This window comes from Methylobacterium durans (genome assembly GCF_003173715.1).
In the GTDB taxonomy this organism is placed as follows: domain Bacteria; phylum Pseudomonadota; class Alphaproteobacteria; order Rhizobiales; family Beijerinckiaceae; genus Methylobacterium; species Methylobacterium durans.
Genome location: NZ_CP029550.1, coordinates 5,374,484 through 5,387,685, shown reverse-complemented (window position 1 = coordinate 5,387,685; position 13,202 = coordinate 5,374,484). Strand labels below are relative to the sequence as shown.

The 13,202-nt window shown below is 70.6% G+C and carries 13 protein-coding genes and 2 pseudogenes; 2 read left to right on the top strand and 13 right to left on the bottom strand.

All coding sequences use genetic code 11. From position 1 onward, the window contains the following. Positions 1–86: 86 nt before the first annotated feature. From DK389_RS24830 to DK389_RS24775, 12 genes and pseudogenes are all read right to left on the bottom strand, one after another. Positions 87–733, bottom strand: a pseudogene (locus DK389_RS24830) (phosphoribosylanthranilate isomerase). Between the two features lie 16 nt (positions 734–749). Then, the gene (locus tag DK389_RS24825; protein WP_109893624.1) at positions 750–1,112 is read right to left on the bottom strand and encodes a lipopolysaccharide assembly protein LapA domain-containing protein; all 363 of its coding nucleotides are present in this window, start codon (positions 1,110–1,112) and stop codon (positions 750–752) included. A gap of 17 nt (positions 1,113–1,129) precedes the next feature. Then, complete coding sequence (gene ihfB / locus DK389_RS24820) at positions 1,130–1,444, bottom strand: integration host factor subunit beta (protein WP_109893622.1); 315 nt, start codon at positions 1,442–1,444, stop codon at positions 1,130–1,132. Between the two features lie 50 nt (positions 1,445–1,494). Beyond that, positions 1,495–2,478, bottom strand: coding sequence for a signal peptide peptidase SppA (gene sppA, locus DK389_RS24815; RefSeq protein WP_109896831.1), 984 nt, complete (start codon positions 2,476–2,478; stop codon positions 1,495–1,497). A 409-nt stretch (positions 2,479–2,887) separates the two neighbouring features. Beyond that, positions 2,888–4,606, bottom strand: a complete 1,719-nt coding sequence (rpsA, locus tag DK389_RS24810) for a 30S ribosomal protein S1 (RefSeq protein ID WP_109893620.1) — start codon at positions 4,604–4,606, stop codon at positions 2,888–2,890. Positions 4,607–4,892: 286 nt separating this feature from the next. Further along, on the bottom strand, positions 4,893–5,303 hold the full coding sequence (locus DK389_RS24805) for a hypothetical protein (RefSeq protein ID WP_236960348.1): 411 nt from the start codon (positions 5,301–5,303) through the stop codon (positions 4,893–4,895). Between the two features lie 234 nt (positions 5,304–5,537). Then, a complete protein-coding gene (locus tag DK389_RS24800) occupies positions 5,538–6,251 on the bottom strand; it encodes a DUF1013 domain-containing protein (RefSeq protein WP_109893618.1) in 714 nt (237 codons plus the stop codon). 151 nt (positions 6,252–6,402) lie between these two features. Further along, complete coding sequence (locus DK389_RS24795; protein WP_109893616.1) at positions 6,403–7,311, bottom strand: hypothetical protein; 909 nt, start codon at positions 7,309–7,311, stop codon at positions 6,403–6,405. A gap of 111 nt (positions 7,312–7,422) precedes the next feature. Beyond that, positions 7,423–8,367, bottom strand: coding sequence for a ribose-phosphate pyrophosphokinase (locus DK389_RS24790; RefSeq protein WP_109893614.1), 945 nt, complete (start codon positions 8,365–8,367; stop codon positions 7,423–7,425). Between the two features lie 218 nt (positions 8,368–8,585). After that, positions 8,586–8,813 carry a DUF4170 domain-containing protein gene (locus tag DK389_RS24785; RefSeq protein ID WP_109893612.1) on the bottom strand — a complete coding sequence of 76 codons (228 nt, stop codon included), beginning with the start codon at positions 8,811–8,813 and terminating at the stop codon, positions 8,586–8,588. A 145-nt stretch (positions 8,814–8,958) separates the two neighbouring features. Further along, positions 8,959–9,333, bottom strand: coding sequence for a YybH family protein (locus DK389_RS24780; protein ID WP_109893610.1), 375 nt, complete (start codon positions 9,331–9,333; stop codon positions 8,959–8,961). 56 nt (positions 9,334–9,389) lie between these two features. After that, the gene (locus DK389_RS24775) at positions 9,390–9,833 is read right to left on the bottom strand and encodes an OsmC family protein (RefSeq protein WP_109893608.1); all 444 of its coding nucleotides are present in this window, start codon (positions 9,831–9,833) and stop codon (positions 9,390–9,392) included. 299 nt (positions 9,834–10,132) lie between these two features. Between DK389_RS24775 and DK389_RS24770 the strand changes: the two genes are divergently transcribed. Both DK389_RS24770 and frc read left to right on the top strand, forming a co-directional pair. Beyond that, a complete protein-coding gene (locus tag DK389_RS24770) occupies positions 10,133–10,561 on the top strand; it encodes a PAS domain-containing protein (RefSeq protein ID WP_109893606.1) in 429 nt (142 codons plus the stop codon). Positions 10,562–10,677: 116 nt separating this feature from the next. After that, positions 10,678–11,927: pseudogene (gene frc / locus DK389_RS24765) on the top strand (formyl-CoA transferase). 532 nt (positions 11,928–12,459) lie between these two features. Here the strand turns inward: frc and DK389_RS24760 are convergent. After that, positions 12,460–13,152, bottom strand: coding sequence for an alpha/beta hydrolase (locus tag DK389_RS24760; protein ID WP_109893604.1), 693 nt, complete (start codon positions 13,150–13,152; stop codon positions 12,460–12,462). Between the last annotated feature and the right edge of the window lie 50 nt (positions 13,153–13,202).

Sequence of the window (13,202 nt, the reverse complement as noted above, 5' to 3'; positions counted from 1 at the left end):
TTCGGCGCGGCGTTCCGCGACCTCTAAACCCGGGGCGCCGGACCTGCAACGCGGCGCCCTGCGGCACCCCGGGGGCCGAGCAGCGGTCAGGCGCGCCCGCGCGCGGCCGCGACGAAGGCGCGGATCCGGTCCGGGTCCTTGTGGCCGGGGGCCGTCTCGACGCCGGAGGACACGTCGACCGCTCCGGCGCCGCTGCGCCGGAGCGCCTCGGCGACGTTCTCGGGGGTCAGGCCGCCGGAGAGCAGGGTGCCGGCCGGCAGCCGCAATCCGGTGAGCAGGTCCCAGTCGAAGGCGATGCCGTTGCCCCCGGGGAGCGCCGCCCGGGGGGCGCCTTGGCGTCGAGGAGGAGCCGGTCGGAGGCGGCCGCGTAGGGGGCGAGGAGGCGCAGATCCTCGACGCCCGCGACGCCGACGGCCTTCATCACCGGCCGCCCCGTCCGAGCGCGGATCGCGGCGACGCGCTCCGGGCTCTCGCGGCCGTGGAGCTGGATCAGGTCCGGGTCGACGGCCTCCAGGGCCGCCGCGACGAGGGCATCGTCCGGATCGACGAGGAGCACGACGCGCTCCGCCCGGCCCTTCGCCGCCTGCGAGAGGGCGCGCGCGCGCTCCAGGCTCACGTGGCGCGGGCTCCTGGGGAAATGGACGAGGCCGATCCAATCGGCCCCCGCATCCAGGGCAGCCGCCAGCGTCGCCTCGGTGCTGAGGCCGCAGATCTTGACGCGGACGGCGGACATGGGCGCGACGGGGACCTCAGCGGGGCGCCGGCAGGGCGGCGCGGTCGGAGCCGGGGCGATAGAGGGCGCCCGTCTCGGAGGCCGGGGCGTAGGTCCTGAGACGCGCGGTCTCGCCTTCGAGCCGGCGGATCTCGCGGCGGCGGTCGCGGGCCTTCCGGCGGGCCTCGCCCTGGCCGGCCCAGGCGCCAATGCCACCCACCACGATGCCGATCGCCACCGCGACGAACAGGATCGCGTAGAGGGGCAGGCTCAGGCTGAAGACCGGCGCCTCCGAGAAGGGATCGAAGGACAGGCGCACGGCCTCGCGGTTCGCGACCGCCAGCAGGATCACGAGGATCGCGACGGGAAGCAGCACCAGACCCTTGAGGAAGCGGATCATCGATCTCTCCGAGGTAATCAGTTCGACGCGGCGGCCGTGCTCTCGCCGATGCCGGCCGCGTTGAGGCGCTGGCGCATCTCCTTGCCGGTCTTGAACACGGGGATCGCCTTCTCGGACACGGCAACGGCCGCGCCCGTGCGCGGGTTGCGCCCGCGCCGCGCGTCGCGCCGTTTCACCGAGAAGGCGCCGAAGCCGCGCAGCTCGACCCGGTCGCCCCGCGCCAGGGCGTCGGCGATCGTGTCGAGGATCGCGTTGACGAGCGTCTCGACGTCCCGCTGGTAGAGGTGCGGGTTCTGCTCGGCGATCTTGAGCACAAGCTCTGACTTGATCATGCGGCGGTCTTCTCGAAGGATCCGTGTCGGGTGCGGGGTGGCCGGCCTCTTCAGCGGGCGGAGGCGGCCTCCGGCCGCCAGACGGCCATGAGGCCGCCCTCGGCGATGTCCCCGGCCTCCCGGCCGATCGCGCGGAGCCGCGCGCCGAGCCCGTCGAGGCCGGCGAGATCCGCCCCCAGGCCGAGCGCCGACCAGAGCTGGAAGCCGCTCTCGGAACTCGGCTTCCAGTCGCGCACGGGCAGGTTCTTGGCCACCTTCCGCTCGGTCTCGAGCCAGGCGACGGCCTGGCGCTCGCCGCCGAGCTCGTCCACGAGCTTCAGGGGCACGCTCTGGCGGCCGCTGAAGACGCGCCCGTCGACGACCTTGGCGAGCTCGGCCTCGCCCATCCTGCGCCGGTCGGCGACGAGGCCCTTGAACCAGCCGTAGGTGTCGCCGACGACGGCGGCCAGCGCCGCGCGCGCCTCCGGCGAGGTCGGGCTGAAGCCCGAGGGCTCCGCCTTGAGCGGCGAGGACTTGATGGACTCGACCTTGACGCCGACCTTGTCGAGGAGGCCCGAGACGTCCGGATACTGGAACAGCACGCCGATCGAGCCGACGATCGCGGTCTCGCGGGCGACGATGTGGTCGGCGGCGATCGCCGTGATGTAGGCGCCCGACGCCGCCGTGCCGTCGACGAAGGCGACGATCGGCTTCTTCTCGGCGAGCTGGCGCAGATTGCGGAACAGCTCCTCCGAGCCGGTGGTGGTGCCGCCCGGCGAGTTGATCGAGACGACGACCCCCTGCACGGCCGAGGATTCCCCGATCCGCTTCATCAGCTTCGTGGTGGATTCGCTGCCGGCGATGAAGCCGGAGACCGAGATGCGGGCGATCTGCGGCTGCACGGCGCCGAAGAGGGGACTCTCCGTGCCGGCGCGGACGCGGAAGCCGACGGCGCCGGCCGCGACCACGAGGCCGCCGATGCCGAGCACGCGCCACAATGAGAGCTTGCGGCGCAGCCGCCGGCGATCGATCAGGAGTTCGGCGTCAGCGGCCATGCGATGGCTGTCTCCCTCGCGCTCCGGCATGCGGCGCCGGATTGTTCTCGCCTGCTCTCCGCGGGCCTTCTCCGCGGATCGTCGGCCCCGTCGCCGGCCTGTCCGCACCGCGGCCCGGGTCCGGGGCGCATCGTCGGACAAGTCATTGGTTTGCCAGGGACTCGCGGGTCTTCAGGCCGGCCCGCGTGGCGTGTTCTAGCCTCGCCCGGCGCGGACCGGCAAGGGGGTGGAGGACGCTTCGATGCATCCTGCCGGGATCCGCGACCGGTCTCCCCGCCCGTTTCAGGGGATCGCGCGCACCGCGCGCCGCAGGGCGACCAACGTGGCGGCCAACAAAAAACCCGCGCGGGGAGACATCCCCGCGCGGGCTTTCCCGGCGTCGCGGCCCGCCCGTGGGCGGGCGGACGCCTTACTCCTTGTCGTCGCTCGTGCGGGCCTTCTTGAAGGCCGCGCCGAGGATGTCGCCGAGCGAGGCGCCGGAATCGGCCGAGCCGAACTGGGCCATCGCCTCCTTCTCCTCGGCGACCTCAAGCGCCTTGATCGAGACCTGCACGCGGCGGGCCTTGCGGTCGAACTGCACGACGCGGGCGTCGAACTTCTCGCCGGCCGCGAAGCGCTCGGGGCGCTGGTCGCCGCGGTCGCGGGCGAGCTCGGCCCGGCGCACGAAGGTGGTCAGGTCGGTGTCGATGATCTTCACCTCGACGCCCGAATCCTTGACCTCGGTCACCTCGCAGGTGACGACCTGGCCCTTCTTGATCTCGCCGGCTTCCGCGAAGGGGTCGCCGCCGAGCTGCTTGATGCCGAGCGAGATGCGCTCCTTCTCGACGTCCACGTCGAGAACCTGGGCGCGCACCATGTCGCCCTTCTTGAACTCGTCGATGACCTGCTCGCCCGGACGGTTCCAGTCGAGGTCGGACAGGTGGACCATGCCGTCGACGTCGCCCTCAAGGCCGATGAACAGGCCGAACTCGGTCTTGTTCTTGACCTCGCCCTCGACCTCGGAGCCCACCGGATGCTGCTCGGAGAAGGCCTCCCAGGGGTTCTGGAGGGTCTGCTTGAGGCCGAGCGAGATGCGGCGCTTGACGGGATCGACCTCCAGGATCTGCACCTCGACCTCCTGGGAGGTGGAGACGATCTTGCCCGGATGGACGTTCTTCTTGGTCCAGCTCATCTCGGAGACGTGGATCAGGCCCTCGATCCCCGGCTCCAGCTCCACGAAGGCGCCGTAATCGGTGATGTTGGTCACGCGGCCCTTGAGCTTGGCATCCACGGGATAGCGCTGGGCGATGCCCTCCCACGGATCGGCGAGGAGCTGCTTGATGCCGAGCGAGATGCGGTGCGTCTCGTGGTTGATCTTGATGATCTTGACCTTGACCGTCTGGCCGATGGTCACGACCTCGGACGGGTGGTTCACGCGGCGCCACGCCATGTCGGTGACGTGCAGCAGGCCGTCGATGCCGCCGAGATCGACGAAGGCGCCGTACTCGGTGATGTTCTTGACGACGCCGTCGATGACCTGACCTTCCTCAAGGTTGGCCACGAGCTCGCTACGCTGCTCGGCGCGGCTCTCCTCCAGCACCGTGCGGCGCGAGACGACGATGTTGCCGCGGCGGCGGTCCATCTTGAGGATCTGGAAGGGCTGCGGCGTGCCGAGCAGCGGGGTCACGTCGCGCACCGGGCGGATGTCGACCTGGGAGCGCGGCAGGAAGGCCACGGCGCCGTCGAGGTCGACGGTGTAGCCGCCCTTGACCTGGTTGAAGATCGTGCCGGTGACGCGCTCGTTGGCCTCGAACGCCTTCTCGAGCTTGACCCAGCTCTCCTCGCGCCTAGCCTTGTCGCGCGAGATGACGGCCTCGCCGAGCGCGTTCTCGATGCGGTCGACGTAGACCTCGACCTCGTCGCCGACGCTGAGCTCGCCGTCGCGGCCGGGGCCCTGGAATTCCTTGAGGGCGACGCGCCCTTCGGTCTTCGCGCCGATGTCGATGACGGCGACGTCCTTCTCGATCGCGACGACGCGACCCTTGACGACGGAGCCCTCGGTGATCTCGTGGCTGAGGAAGCTCTCCTCGAGCAGCGCCGCGAAATCCTCGCGGCTCGGTGCGCCCTGCATAGCGGTACCAGCGGTCATTCTGTCTCCTGAATGGCCCTTTCGGGGCCGGCGTCGGCGGCTCGTGTTGCGGGTGCCCTCCCCCACCGCCGCCCGTGGCCGGATCGGGCCTGAACGGGCTTGGCCTCCCCGCGGGAAGGGCCGACGCAGTCTCGAAGCGATGTCGAGGGCGATTCTCCCGGCGGCTGCGGGCCGGGCCGGGAACGGCCGCGAGCCTCAGACATCCGTCCGGACAATCGGCGCGTTCCTTATCCGATCCGGGCCCGCACGGCAACCGGAGCGCGGGGCTGCCGTCGCGGCCCGCCCCTCAGCCCTGGAGGCCCGGGCGCGGCGCGTTGCGCAGCCAGATCGCGGAGGCCACGGTGAGCGGCTCCAGCGGCAGGGTCACCGCTCCGCAGCGGCGGCCCCACAGGTCCAGCCCCTCGAAGCTCACCTTGCGGATCGTCAGCCACGCGCCGAACGGGAAGGTCGCCTCCGTTCCCTCCCCCGGCCCGTAGCATTCCTCGAAGGCGGCCGGATCGACCATGATCTGGTCGTATTTCTGCAGGTGCTCCAGCATCGAGACCTTGGAGCGGAACAGCACCCGGTCCCGGTGGAAGGAGGAGAAGCAGGGCTCGTAGTCGGAGAGCGTGACCCGGAGCTTGCCGCCGATCCGCAGATAGGGCGGGTTCGGGCCCGTCTCGCCGAAATTCGCCGGGCTCCAGCCCGCCTCGACCATCAGGGAATCGGCGAGGGTGACGGGCTCCGAGGGTATGGGAGGTCCTGGCAGGACCGGCGGCGGTTCGTGGGGGCGGGACGCGCGATGTCGGTGCCGACGGAGGCCATGGGCACTCCCTTCCTGTCGCCGCGCGGGATGCGCGGCCGGCATTATCGCGCATGTCGGCCCGTTTGGCGACACGGGGCGGCGACGGGGCCGCCCGGCGTCATGAACTATACCGCAGAGCTTCGGCCCTCACGCCTCGTCGTCGTCCTCGTCCGTGCGGCGCATGCCCTTGAGCTTGGCGAAGACCGAATCGGCGTCGAGGCGTTCCTCGCGGCCCGCCGGGCGGCGATCGTCGAACTCGGCCTCGGGCTCGGCGGTCGAGACCTCGGCCGGCAGGAGGGAGGCGCCGGCCTCGCCCGCCGCCGCGGCGGGGCGGTCCTTGGCCGCGCGCTGCACCTCGAAATCGAGGTCGATCTGCGTGCAGAGGCCGAGCGTCACCGGATCCATCGGCTGCAGCGAGCTGGAATTCCAGTGGGTGCGCTCGCGGATCTGCTGGATCGTCGACTTGGTGGTGCCGACGAGGCGGATGACCTGCGCGTCCTTGAGCTCGGGGTGGTTGCGCAGCAGCCAGAGGATGGCGTTCGGCCGGTCCTGGCGGCGCGACAGGGGGGTGTAGCGCGGGCCCTTCGTGGTGCGCTTGACCTCGGGGAGCTTCACCTTCGAGACCGCGACCTTGAGCCGGTAGTTCGGCGATTTCTGCGCCTTCTCGATCTCGTCGCGGGTGAGCTGGCCCGTGGTGATCGGGTCGAGGCCCTTGATGCCCGCCGCCACCTCGCCGTCGGCGATGCCCTTCACCTCCAGCGGGTGCAGCTTGCAGAAGTCGGCGATCTGCTCGAAGGCCAGCGAGGTGTTCTCGACCAGCCACACGGCGGTCGCCTTCGGCATCAGCGGACCCTGGGACATCGGGCAACTCCAACGAATGCGCGGGGACGGGCGGCGCGGCGCGGACGATGGTCCGCGGGCTCCGGCCCGCCCATCCGAGGGGCCGAAGCATCCCGTCTCACGCTGTAAAAGGGGAACGCCATCTATATAGGTTCCAAGGGGTTTCGCGCAATCACGATGATCGGGCGCATGCCTCGGGCGCGCCGGCCGCCGCCCGCCTCGTCCCGCCGATGAAGGCGAGGACGATGTCCGAGAATTCCGGGGTGCGCAGGTAGCCGTAGGACTTGTGGTGGTTCGCCTCCCCGTCCGGGCGGCGATAGGCGTTGATGACGGGCACGTCGACCGGGAGCACGCCCCGTCCGCTCGGCGCGAATTCCGCCCGCAATGCGGCCGCGACGGTGGCGACGTCCGCCGGGTCGGTGAGGTTCGTCCAGGCCAGGACGTTGCCGGGCACGCGGGCGTCCCCGTGCTCGGCCTCGATCGCCGCCTTGACCTCGACGAGGCCGAGGGGAGCGCCCAGGGTGACGAGATGGGCGACGCGGACGTCCTCGCCCGCCCGCTCCAGGATCCGGAGGCAATCGTAGGCGATGATCGATCCCATCGAGTGGGCCGCGAGCAGGATGCGCCGGCCCGCATGGCGCCTGAGCCGGTCGATCAGGCGTGCCCGGGCGGCGTTCCGGAAATCCGCGTCCTGATGGTAGTTCCAGAGGTCGTCGAGGCGGAACTCGAGGAGGACGTCGTCGAGCGGCGTCACGCCGAGGGCGGCCTGGAGCCGGCCGAACCGGTGATAGAGGCGCCCGGTGAGGCTGGTGCGGCCGGCATCCCGCTCTGGGTCGTAGCGCGGCAGGGCGCCGAGGCCGTCCGCCGCGGCGTAGGGCTCGCGGTTGCGTGCATCGTCGAGGGGCGTGTCGTGGCGCAGGTCCGCCCAGTAGACGAACGCGAAGTCGAAATCCCGCTCCGGCGCGGCGCCGTTGCGGGCGAGGCCCTCGCGGATCGCCGTCTTCCACCAGCGGGCCTTCTCGTCCTCGGGCGGCTTGTTGGCGAGCCCGTGTATGCCGATGACGACGCTTCCCCCCTCCATGCCCCGTTAAGACTCCCCGATCTCCCGCCCGCGGCGCCGCGGAGGCGGGCCGGTTGTGCGCGATGAGATAGGGCGCGATCGCGGGAGGCGTACGGGCGGCGGCGTCGCGCCTCAGTCGAACAGGCTCGACACGCTCGATTCGGTGGCCGTGCGCCCGATCGCCTCGCCGAGCAGCGGCGCGATGGTGGCGACGCGGATGTTGCGGGCGAGCTTCACGGCCTGGGTCGGCTGGATCGAGTCTGTGATGACGAGCTCCTTCATCCGCGAGGCGGCGATGCGGGAGACGGCGCCGCCCGAGAGCACCCCGTGCGTGATGTAGGCCGAGACGTCCTTGGCGCCGGCATTCAAGAGCGCCTCGGCCGCGTTCACGAGGGTGCCGCCCGAATCGACGATGTCGTCGACGAGGATGCAGGAGCGCCCCTCGACCTCGCCGATGATATTCATCACCTCCGACTCGCCGGGGCGCTCGCGGCGCTTGTCGACGATGGCGAGCTGCGCGTCGATGCGCTTGGCGATGGCGCGCGCGCGCACCACGCCGCCGACGTCGGGCGAGACCACCATGCGGTCCCCGCCCGAGAGCCGCTCCTTGATGTCGCGCACCATCACGGGGGCGGCGAAGAGGTTGTCGGTCGGGATGTCGAAGAAGCCCTGGATCTGGCCGGCGTGGAGATCGAGGGTGAGCACGCGGTCGGCGCCGGCCTCGGTGATCAGGTTCGCCACCAGCTTGGCCGAGATCGGGGTGCGGCCCGAGGTGCGCCGGTCCTGGCGGGCGTAGCCGAAATAGGGGATCACCGCCGTGATGCGCCGCGCCGAGGAGCGCCGCGCCGCGTCGATCATGATGAGGAGTTCCATCAGGTGGTCGTTGGCCGGGAACGACGTCGACTGGACGATGAAGACGTCCTCGCCGCGCACGTTCTCCTGCAGCTCGACGAAGATCTCCATGTCGGCGAAGCGCCGGACCATGCACTTGGCGAGCGGCAGCTCAAGGTAGGCGGCGATGGCCTCGGCCAATGGCCGGCTGGCATTGCCGGCGATAATCTTGATCGAGGACTTCATGCCGGCACACTCATGTCGCGGATCCGGGGCCGAACGACGCTGCGGAACCTGGATTATGCCGCCGGCCCGGCCGTCGGGACCACCGGTACGGCCGGCCGGGCTCTTATCAGCGGTGGATGGGCGTCACAATGCCTTCATCGCCAGGGCATCCCTGCCCTGCACGGGCATCCCTGCCCTGCACGGGCGCGCCTGCCCCGCACGGGCGCGAGCGCCCGGGCTCACGGCTCCAGGAGCCGGTGCAGGTGCACGATGAAGTACCGGGTCTGGGCCGAATCGACCGTGGCCTGGGCCTTCGCCTTCCAGGCCGCCTGGGCGGAGGCGTAGTCGGGAAAGATGCCGACGATGTCGAGGCCCTTGACGTCGCGGAAGCGCACGCCCTCGAGCCGCTCCAATTCGCCGCCGAAGACGAGGTGGAGCTTCTGGTCGCTGTCGATGCTGGTGGTCATGCCCTCTCCTTCGGGACCCGGTTCGCCCCGGCGCAGCCCCGAGTCCGGCGCGAACCAAGCAAGGATCGGGCTCGTGCGCGGGTGCGCCCGAGGCGGTCGCAGAGGCGCGTGCCCGCGTCAACCGGCCGTCGGCGCGGGGCTGACCCTACCCCTGAGGCTTGATCTTCAGCTGGTCGATCACCCAGCGCCAGCCGCCCTCCGGCTGCTCGCGGGCGACCTCCGCCGAGATCGTGCCGTTCGGCAGGCGCGCGAAGGTCATGGCGAGCGTCCCGTTGCGCACCGGGGGCAGCACCTCGGCCGCCGGGAATTCGGAGCGCCGCGACAGGAGGTCGGCGTAGAAGGCGCGGATCTCGGCGTGGCCGCTCGCCACCACCTTCCCGGCCGCCAGCACCGCGTCGGGCTCGTAGAGCGCGACGAGGCCCTCGACGTCGCCGGCATTGGCGCGGGCGTTGAACAGGCCCGCGAGGTCCTGCGGCTCGCGCGCCGTCTCGCGGTCGGTGCGTGTCTCGGGATGGGTCATGGAAGCTCCTTTCCGAAGGTCTGGCCCGGGCCTGAGTCCGGGCGGGTCCGACAGGCTCAGCGCAGCCGCTCCCCGGCCGCGTCGCGGACGGCGACGGCGACGGGGATGCCGGCCTTCACGCTCTCGGAGACCGTGCAGAACCGCTCGAACTGCGCCAGCACCCGGTCGATCCGCGGCACGTCGGCCGCGCGGCTGCCGAGGGTGATCGCGACGTCGATCCCGTAGATCCGCAGGCGCCCTTCCGGGTTCCGCTCGACGCGGCAGGTCGCCTCGGCGCGGATGCCGTGCGCCTCCTGCCGGTACTTGCCGAGCGCGAAGACCATGCTGGCGCAGAGGCAGTTCGTCACGCTCGCGATCAGCATCTGCTCGGGGAACGGCCCCTCCCCGCCGCCGATCGGCACGGATTCGTCGACGAGGAGGTCCGGGATCAGCGCGCCGAAATCGACGGTGAACTTGTAACCCTCGACCTGCGTGATCGTGATGCTCGGACTCGTCGCCATCGTGCCTCGTCTCGTCTCCGGTGCGCCGCGGCCGGTCCGCCCGCAATCCCCGACCCGGCGCCGTGCGGCGGCGGGGCGGTGTGGGAACGCCCTCCGGCCCGCCCGCGCTCCCGGCGATCACCCGGGAAATCGCGCGCTCCTGGCGCTGCCCGCGGCGGCCGCCGCGGGCATCCCTTGACAATCCCTGCCATCTGGCATACCAAATGCCAACAAGACATCGAGAGCCCGTCGGGGCGCAAGCAGTCAGACACTAGGTTCAAGACCGTAGCAAGCAACGCGGCGCAATCGTCGGGACGTTCATGTCGCAGACCTTCGACTTGGCGCAGATCATCACCGCAGCGGGCGATGCCATCGTCGTATCGGATGTCGGCGGGGCGATCGTCGTCTGGAACCCGGCCGCGGAGCGGATCTTCGGGTTCACGCAGGAAGAGGCGCTCGGCCGGTCGCTCGACCTGATCACGCCGGAGCGCCAGCGCCAGCGTCACTGGGACGGGTACCACAAGACTATGCAGACCGGCGTGACCCGCTACGGCACGCAGGTGTTGCGGGTCCCGGCCCTGCACAAGGACGGTCGGCCCCTGTCGATCGCCTTCACGGTCGCGATGCTGCGCGGCGCGGACGACGCGATCGTCGGCATCGCGGCGATCATCCGCGACGAGACGAGCCGGTGGAACGAGGAGCGCGCGATGCGCCGTCGTCTCGCCGACCTCGAGGCTCAGGTGTCTTGAGAAATTTGCGAGCCAATCCAAAGGGATAATTGGATAGCGACGCAAGCGTTTCCCGGTTCGGTCCGGACCGGGCGTGAGAGAACTTCGTTCAAACCGTCGAAAGGGAGAATGCCGAGATGAGCAAGCCGCTCGAGGGAATCAAGATCATCGACTTCACGCACGTCCAGGCGGGTCCGGCCTGCACGCAGCTGCTGGCCTGGTTCGGCGCCGACGTGATCAAGGTCGAGCGTCCGGGCGCCGGCGACGTCACGCGGACCCAGCTCCGCCACGTCGAGGACGCGGACGCGCTGTACTTCACCATGCTGAACTCGAACAAGCGCTCGCTCACGCTCGACACCAAGACGCCCGAGGGCAAGGAAGTCCTGACGAAGCTGATCAAGGAATCGGACGTCATGGTCGAGAATTTCGGCCCCGGCGCCCTCGACCGGATGGGCTTCTCCTGGGCGAAGATCCAGGAGCTCAACCCGGGCATGATCCTCGCCTCGGTGAAGGGCTTCTCGGACGGCCACCATTACGAGGACCTGAAGGTCTACGAGAACGTCGCGCAGTGCGCGGGCGGTGCGGCCTCCACCACCGGCTTCTGGGACGCCCCCCCACCGTGTCGGCCGCCGCGCTCGGTGACTCGAACACCGGCATGCACCTCGCCATCGGCATCCTCACGGCGCTGCACCAGAAGAACAAGTCGGGCAAGGGCCAGAAGGTCGCCGTCTCAATGCAGGATTCGGTGCTCAACCTCTGCCGCGTCAAGCTGCGCGACCAGCAGCGCCTCGACGCCCTGGGCTACCTCGAGGAGTACCCGCAATACCCGCACGGCCAGTTCTCGGACGTGGTGCCGCGCGGCGGCAACGCGGGCGGTGGCGGCCAGCCGGGCTGGGTGCTGAAGTGCAAGGGCTGGCAGACCGACCCGAACGCCTACATCTACTTCACGATCCAGGGCCATGCCTGGGCCCCGATCTGCAAGGCGCTCGGCAAGGAGGAGTGGATCGACGATCCGGCCTACAACACGCCGCGCGCCCGCCAGGACAAGATCTTCGAGATCTTCGCCCTGATCGAGGATTGGCTGGCCGACAAGACGAAGTTCGAGGCCGTCGACGTCCTGCGCAAGTTCGACATCCCGTGCTCGCCGGTCCTGTCGATGAAGGAGATCGCCAACGACCCGTCGCTGCGCGCCAGCGGCACGGTGGTGGAGGTCCCCCATCCGAAGCTCGGTTCGTACCTGACCGTCGGAAGCCCGATCAAGTTCTCCGACATGGCGGTCGAGGTGAAGGCCTCGCCCCTGCTCGGCGAGCACACCGACGAGGTGCTGAAGGATCTCGGCTACTCGGCCGAGCAGATCGCCGCCCTCCACGAGGCCCGCGCCGTCTGATCCCCTCGACCTTCGAGTCTTGAAAATCTTGGGGCGGCGTGCCGGTGGCACGCCGCCTCGTCTCGTCTCAAGGGTCGGCCGCCCTCCGCGGCTTGCCCGAAGGAGCTGGCACCCTGCGTCTCGACGGCCGGTGCGACTGCGCCGGTTCATCCTGGAATTGCGGCCCTCCCCGCCCTGATCGCACCGATGAGAGCCTCGGCCGTGCTGCTCGTCGCGGCGCCGCCCGAGCCTACGTGCGTAGCCGCTGGCAGCTCATCAGCGGTAAACTCCCCCGCGAGCGTCGTGGGCGTCACCGTTGCGCGGTTGCCGGAGTTGGCCCCGCATCACGTGCCGGTGATCGGGCCGGACGACCGGCTCGGCGGCATCGTCTCACGGACGGATCCTCATCGCTGCTCTTGTCGACGCGACCAGGGCGAACCCAGAACGGCCGGTGATCCGCTGGGCCGGTGCAGGGCGGGTCCGGCCTGATAGGCTCGGGGGCGCGTCGCCCCGCGGGCCCGCCGTCCGGCGGCCCGGAGCGGCGGACGGCCCCCTACCCCGGGTCGTTGTCGACGAGGAAGAAATCGACCGCCATCGCGGCCACAGCCGGGCGGTAGGCGTGAGGACCGTCGTACTCCACCGCCGTCACGTCGTAGCCGGCCTCCCGCAGCCGGGCGGCGTGAACCCGCGCGCTGCGGTCGATCGGGATCTGCTCGTCCCGGACTCCGTGCGAGATGAAGACCTTCGGCGCGCCCGCCTGCATCTGCACCGACATGAAGCCCGCCGACGAGACGATGACGTGGGTCACCAGGTCCCCGTTCGTCAGCCCGAGGGAGAGGGCGTAGCTGCCGCCGTCCGAGTGGCCCGCGAAGGCGAGGTGGCCGGGATCGAGCAGGAAGCGCGAGGAGACCTCCGTCAGGGCCGTGTCGAGGCGCATGCGGTCGGGGCCGTTGCCCGCGATCACGATGTCCCAGGTCGGGTACTGGGATTGCGGCGCGAGCAGGAGGAAGCCCCGCGCCTCCGCGTGCCGCTCCAGCATCGGCAGGATCTTCTCCGCGCTGCCGCCGCCCCCGTGGAACAGCACGACGAGGGGCGTCGGCCGGCGAGGCTCGATGCTCGTCGGCACGACGAGCACCGCGTCGCGTTCCTCGAACAGGCCGAGGGCGTGGCGTCCGGGCGGAAGCGGCGCCTTGACGGGCATGCGGTGGTGGAAGCCGAGCCGGCCGGCGAGGTGAGGGTCGATCATGCGGGCGATCCTGATGGGCCGGTCCCGGACTCGCGAGCGCCGGCGTGACG

What these genes read in the sequence shown, in the direction of transcription:
- sppA (WP_109896831.1), bottom strand. Translation starts at nt 2,478, where the DNA reads ATGGCCGCTGACGCCGAACTCCTGATCGATCGCCGGCGGCTGCGCCGC.
- DK389_RS24775 (WP_109893608.1), bottom strand. Translation starts at nt 9,833, where the DNA reads ATGGCGACGAGTCCGAGCATCACGATCACGCAGGTCGAGGGTTACAAG.
- DK389_RS24795 (WP_109893616.1), bottom strand. Translation starts at nt 7,311, where the DNA reads ATGGAGGGGGGAAGCGTCGTCATCGGCATACACGGGCTCGCCAACAAG.
- DK389_RS24825 (WP_109893624.1), bottom strand. Translation starts at nt 1,112, where the DNA reads ATGATCCGCTTCCTCAAGGGTCTGGTGCTGCTTCCCGTCGCGATCCTC.
- DK389_RS24780 (WP_109893610.1), bottom strand. Translation starts at nt 9,333, where the DNA reads ATGACCCATCCCGAGACACGCACCGACCGCGAGACGGCGCGCGAGCCG.
- DK389_RS24770 (WP_109893606.1), top strand. Translation starts at nt 10,133, where the DNA reads ATGTCGCAGACCTTCGACTTGGCGCAGATCATCACCGCAGCGGGCGAT.
- DK389_RS24785 (WP_109893612.1), bottom strand. Translation starts at nt 8,813, where the DNA reads ATGACCACCAGCATCGACAGCGACCAGAAGCTCCACCTCGTCTTCGGC.
- DK389_RS24790 (WP_109893614.1), bottom strand. Translation starts at nt 8,367, where the DNA reads ATGAAGTCCTCGATCAAGATTATCGCCGGCAATGCCAGCCGGCCATTG.
- rpsA (WP_109893620.1), bottom strand. Translation starts at nt 4,606, where the DNA reads ATGACCGCTGGTACCGCTATGCAGGGCGCACCGAGCCGCGAGGATTTC.
- DK389_RS24800 (WP_109893618.1), bottom strand. Translation starts at nt 6,251, where the DNA reads ATGTCCCAGGGTCCGCTGATGCCGAAGGCGACCGCCGTGTGGCTGGTC.
- ihfB (WP_109893622.1), bottom strand. Translation starts at nt 1,444, where the DNA reads ATGATCAAGTCAGAGCTTGTGCTCAAGATCGCCGAGCAGAACCCGCAC.
- DK389_RS24805 (WP_236960348.1), bottom strand. Translation starts at nt 5,303, where the DNA reads ATGGTCGAGGCGGGCTGGAGCCCGGCGAATTTCGGCGAGACGGGCCCG.
- DK389_RS24760 (WP_109893604.1), bottom strand. Translation starts at nt 13,152, where the DNA reads ATGATCGACCCTCACCTCGCCGGCCGGCTCGGCTTCCACCACCGCATG.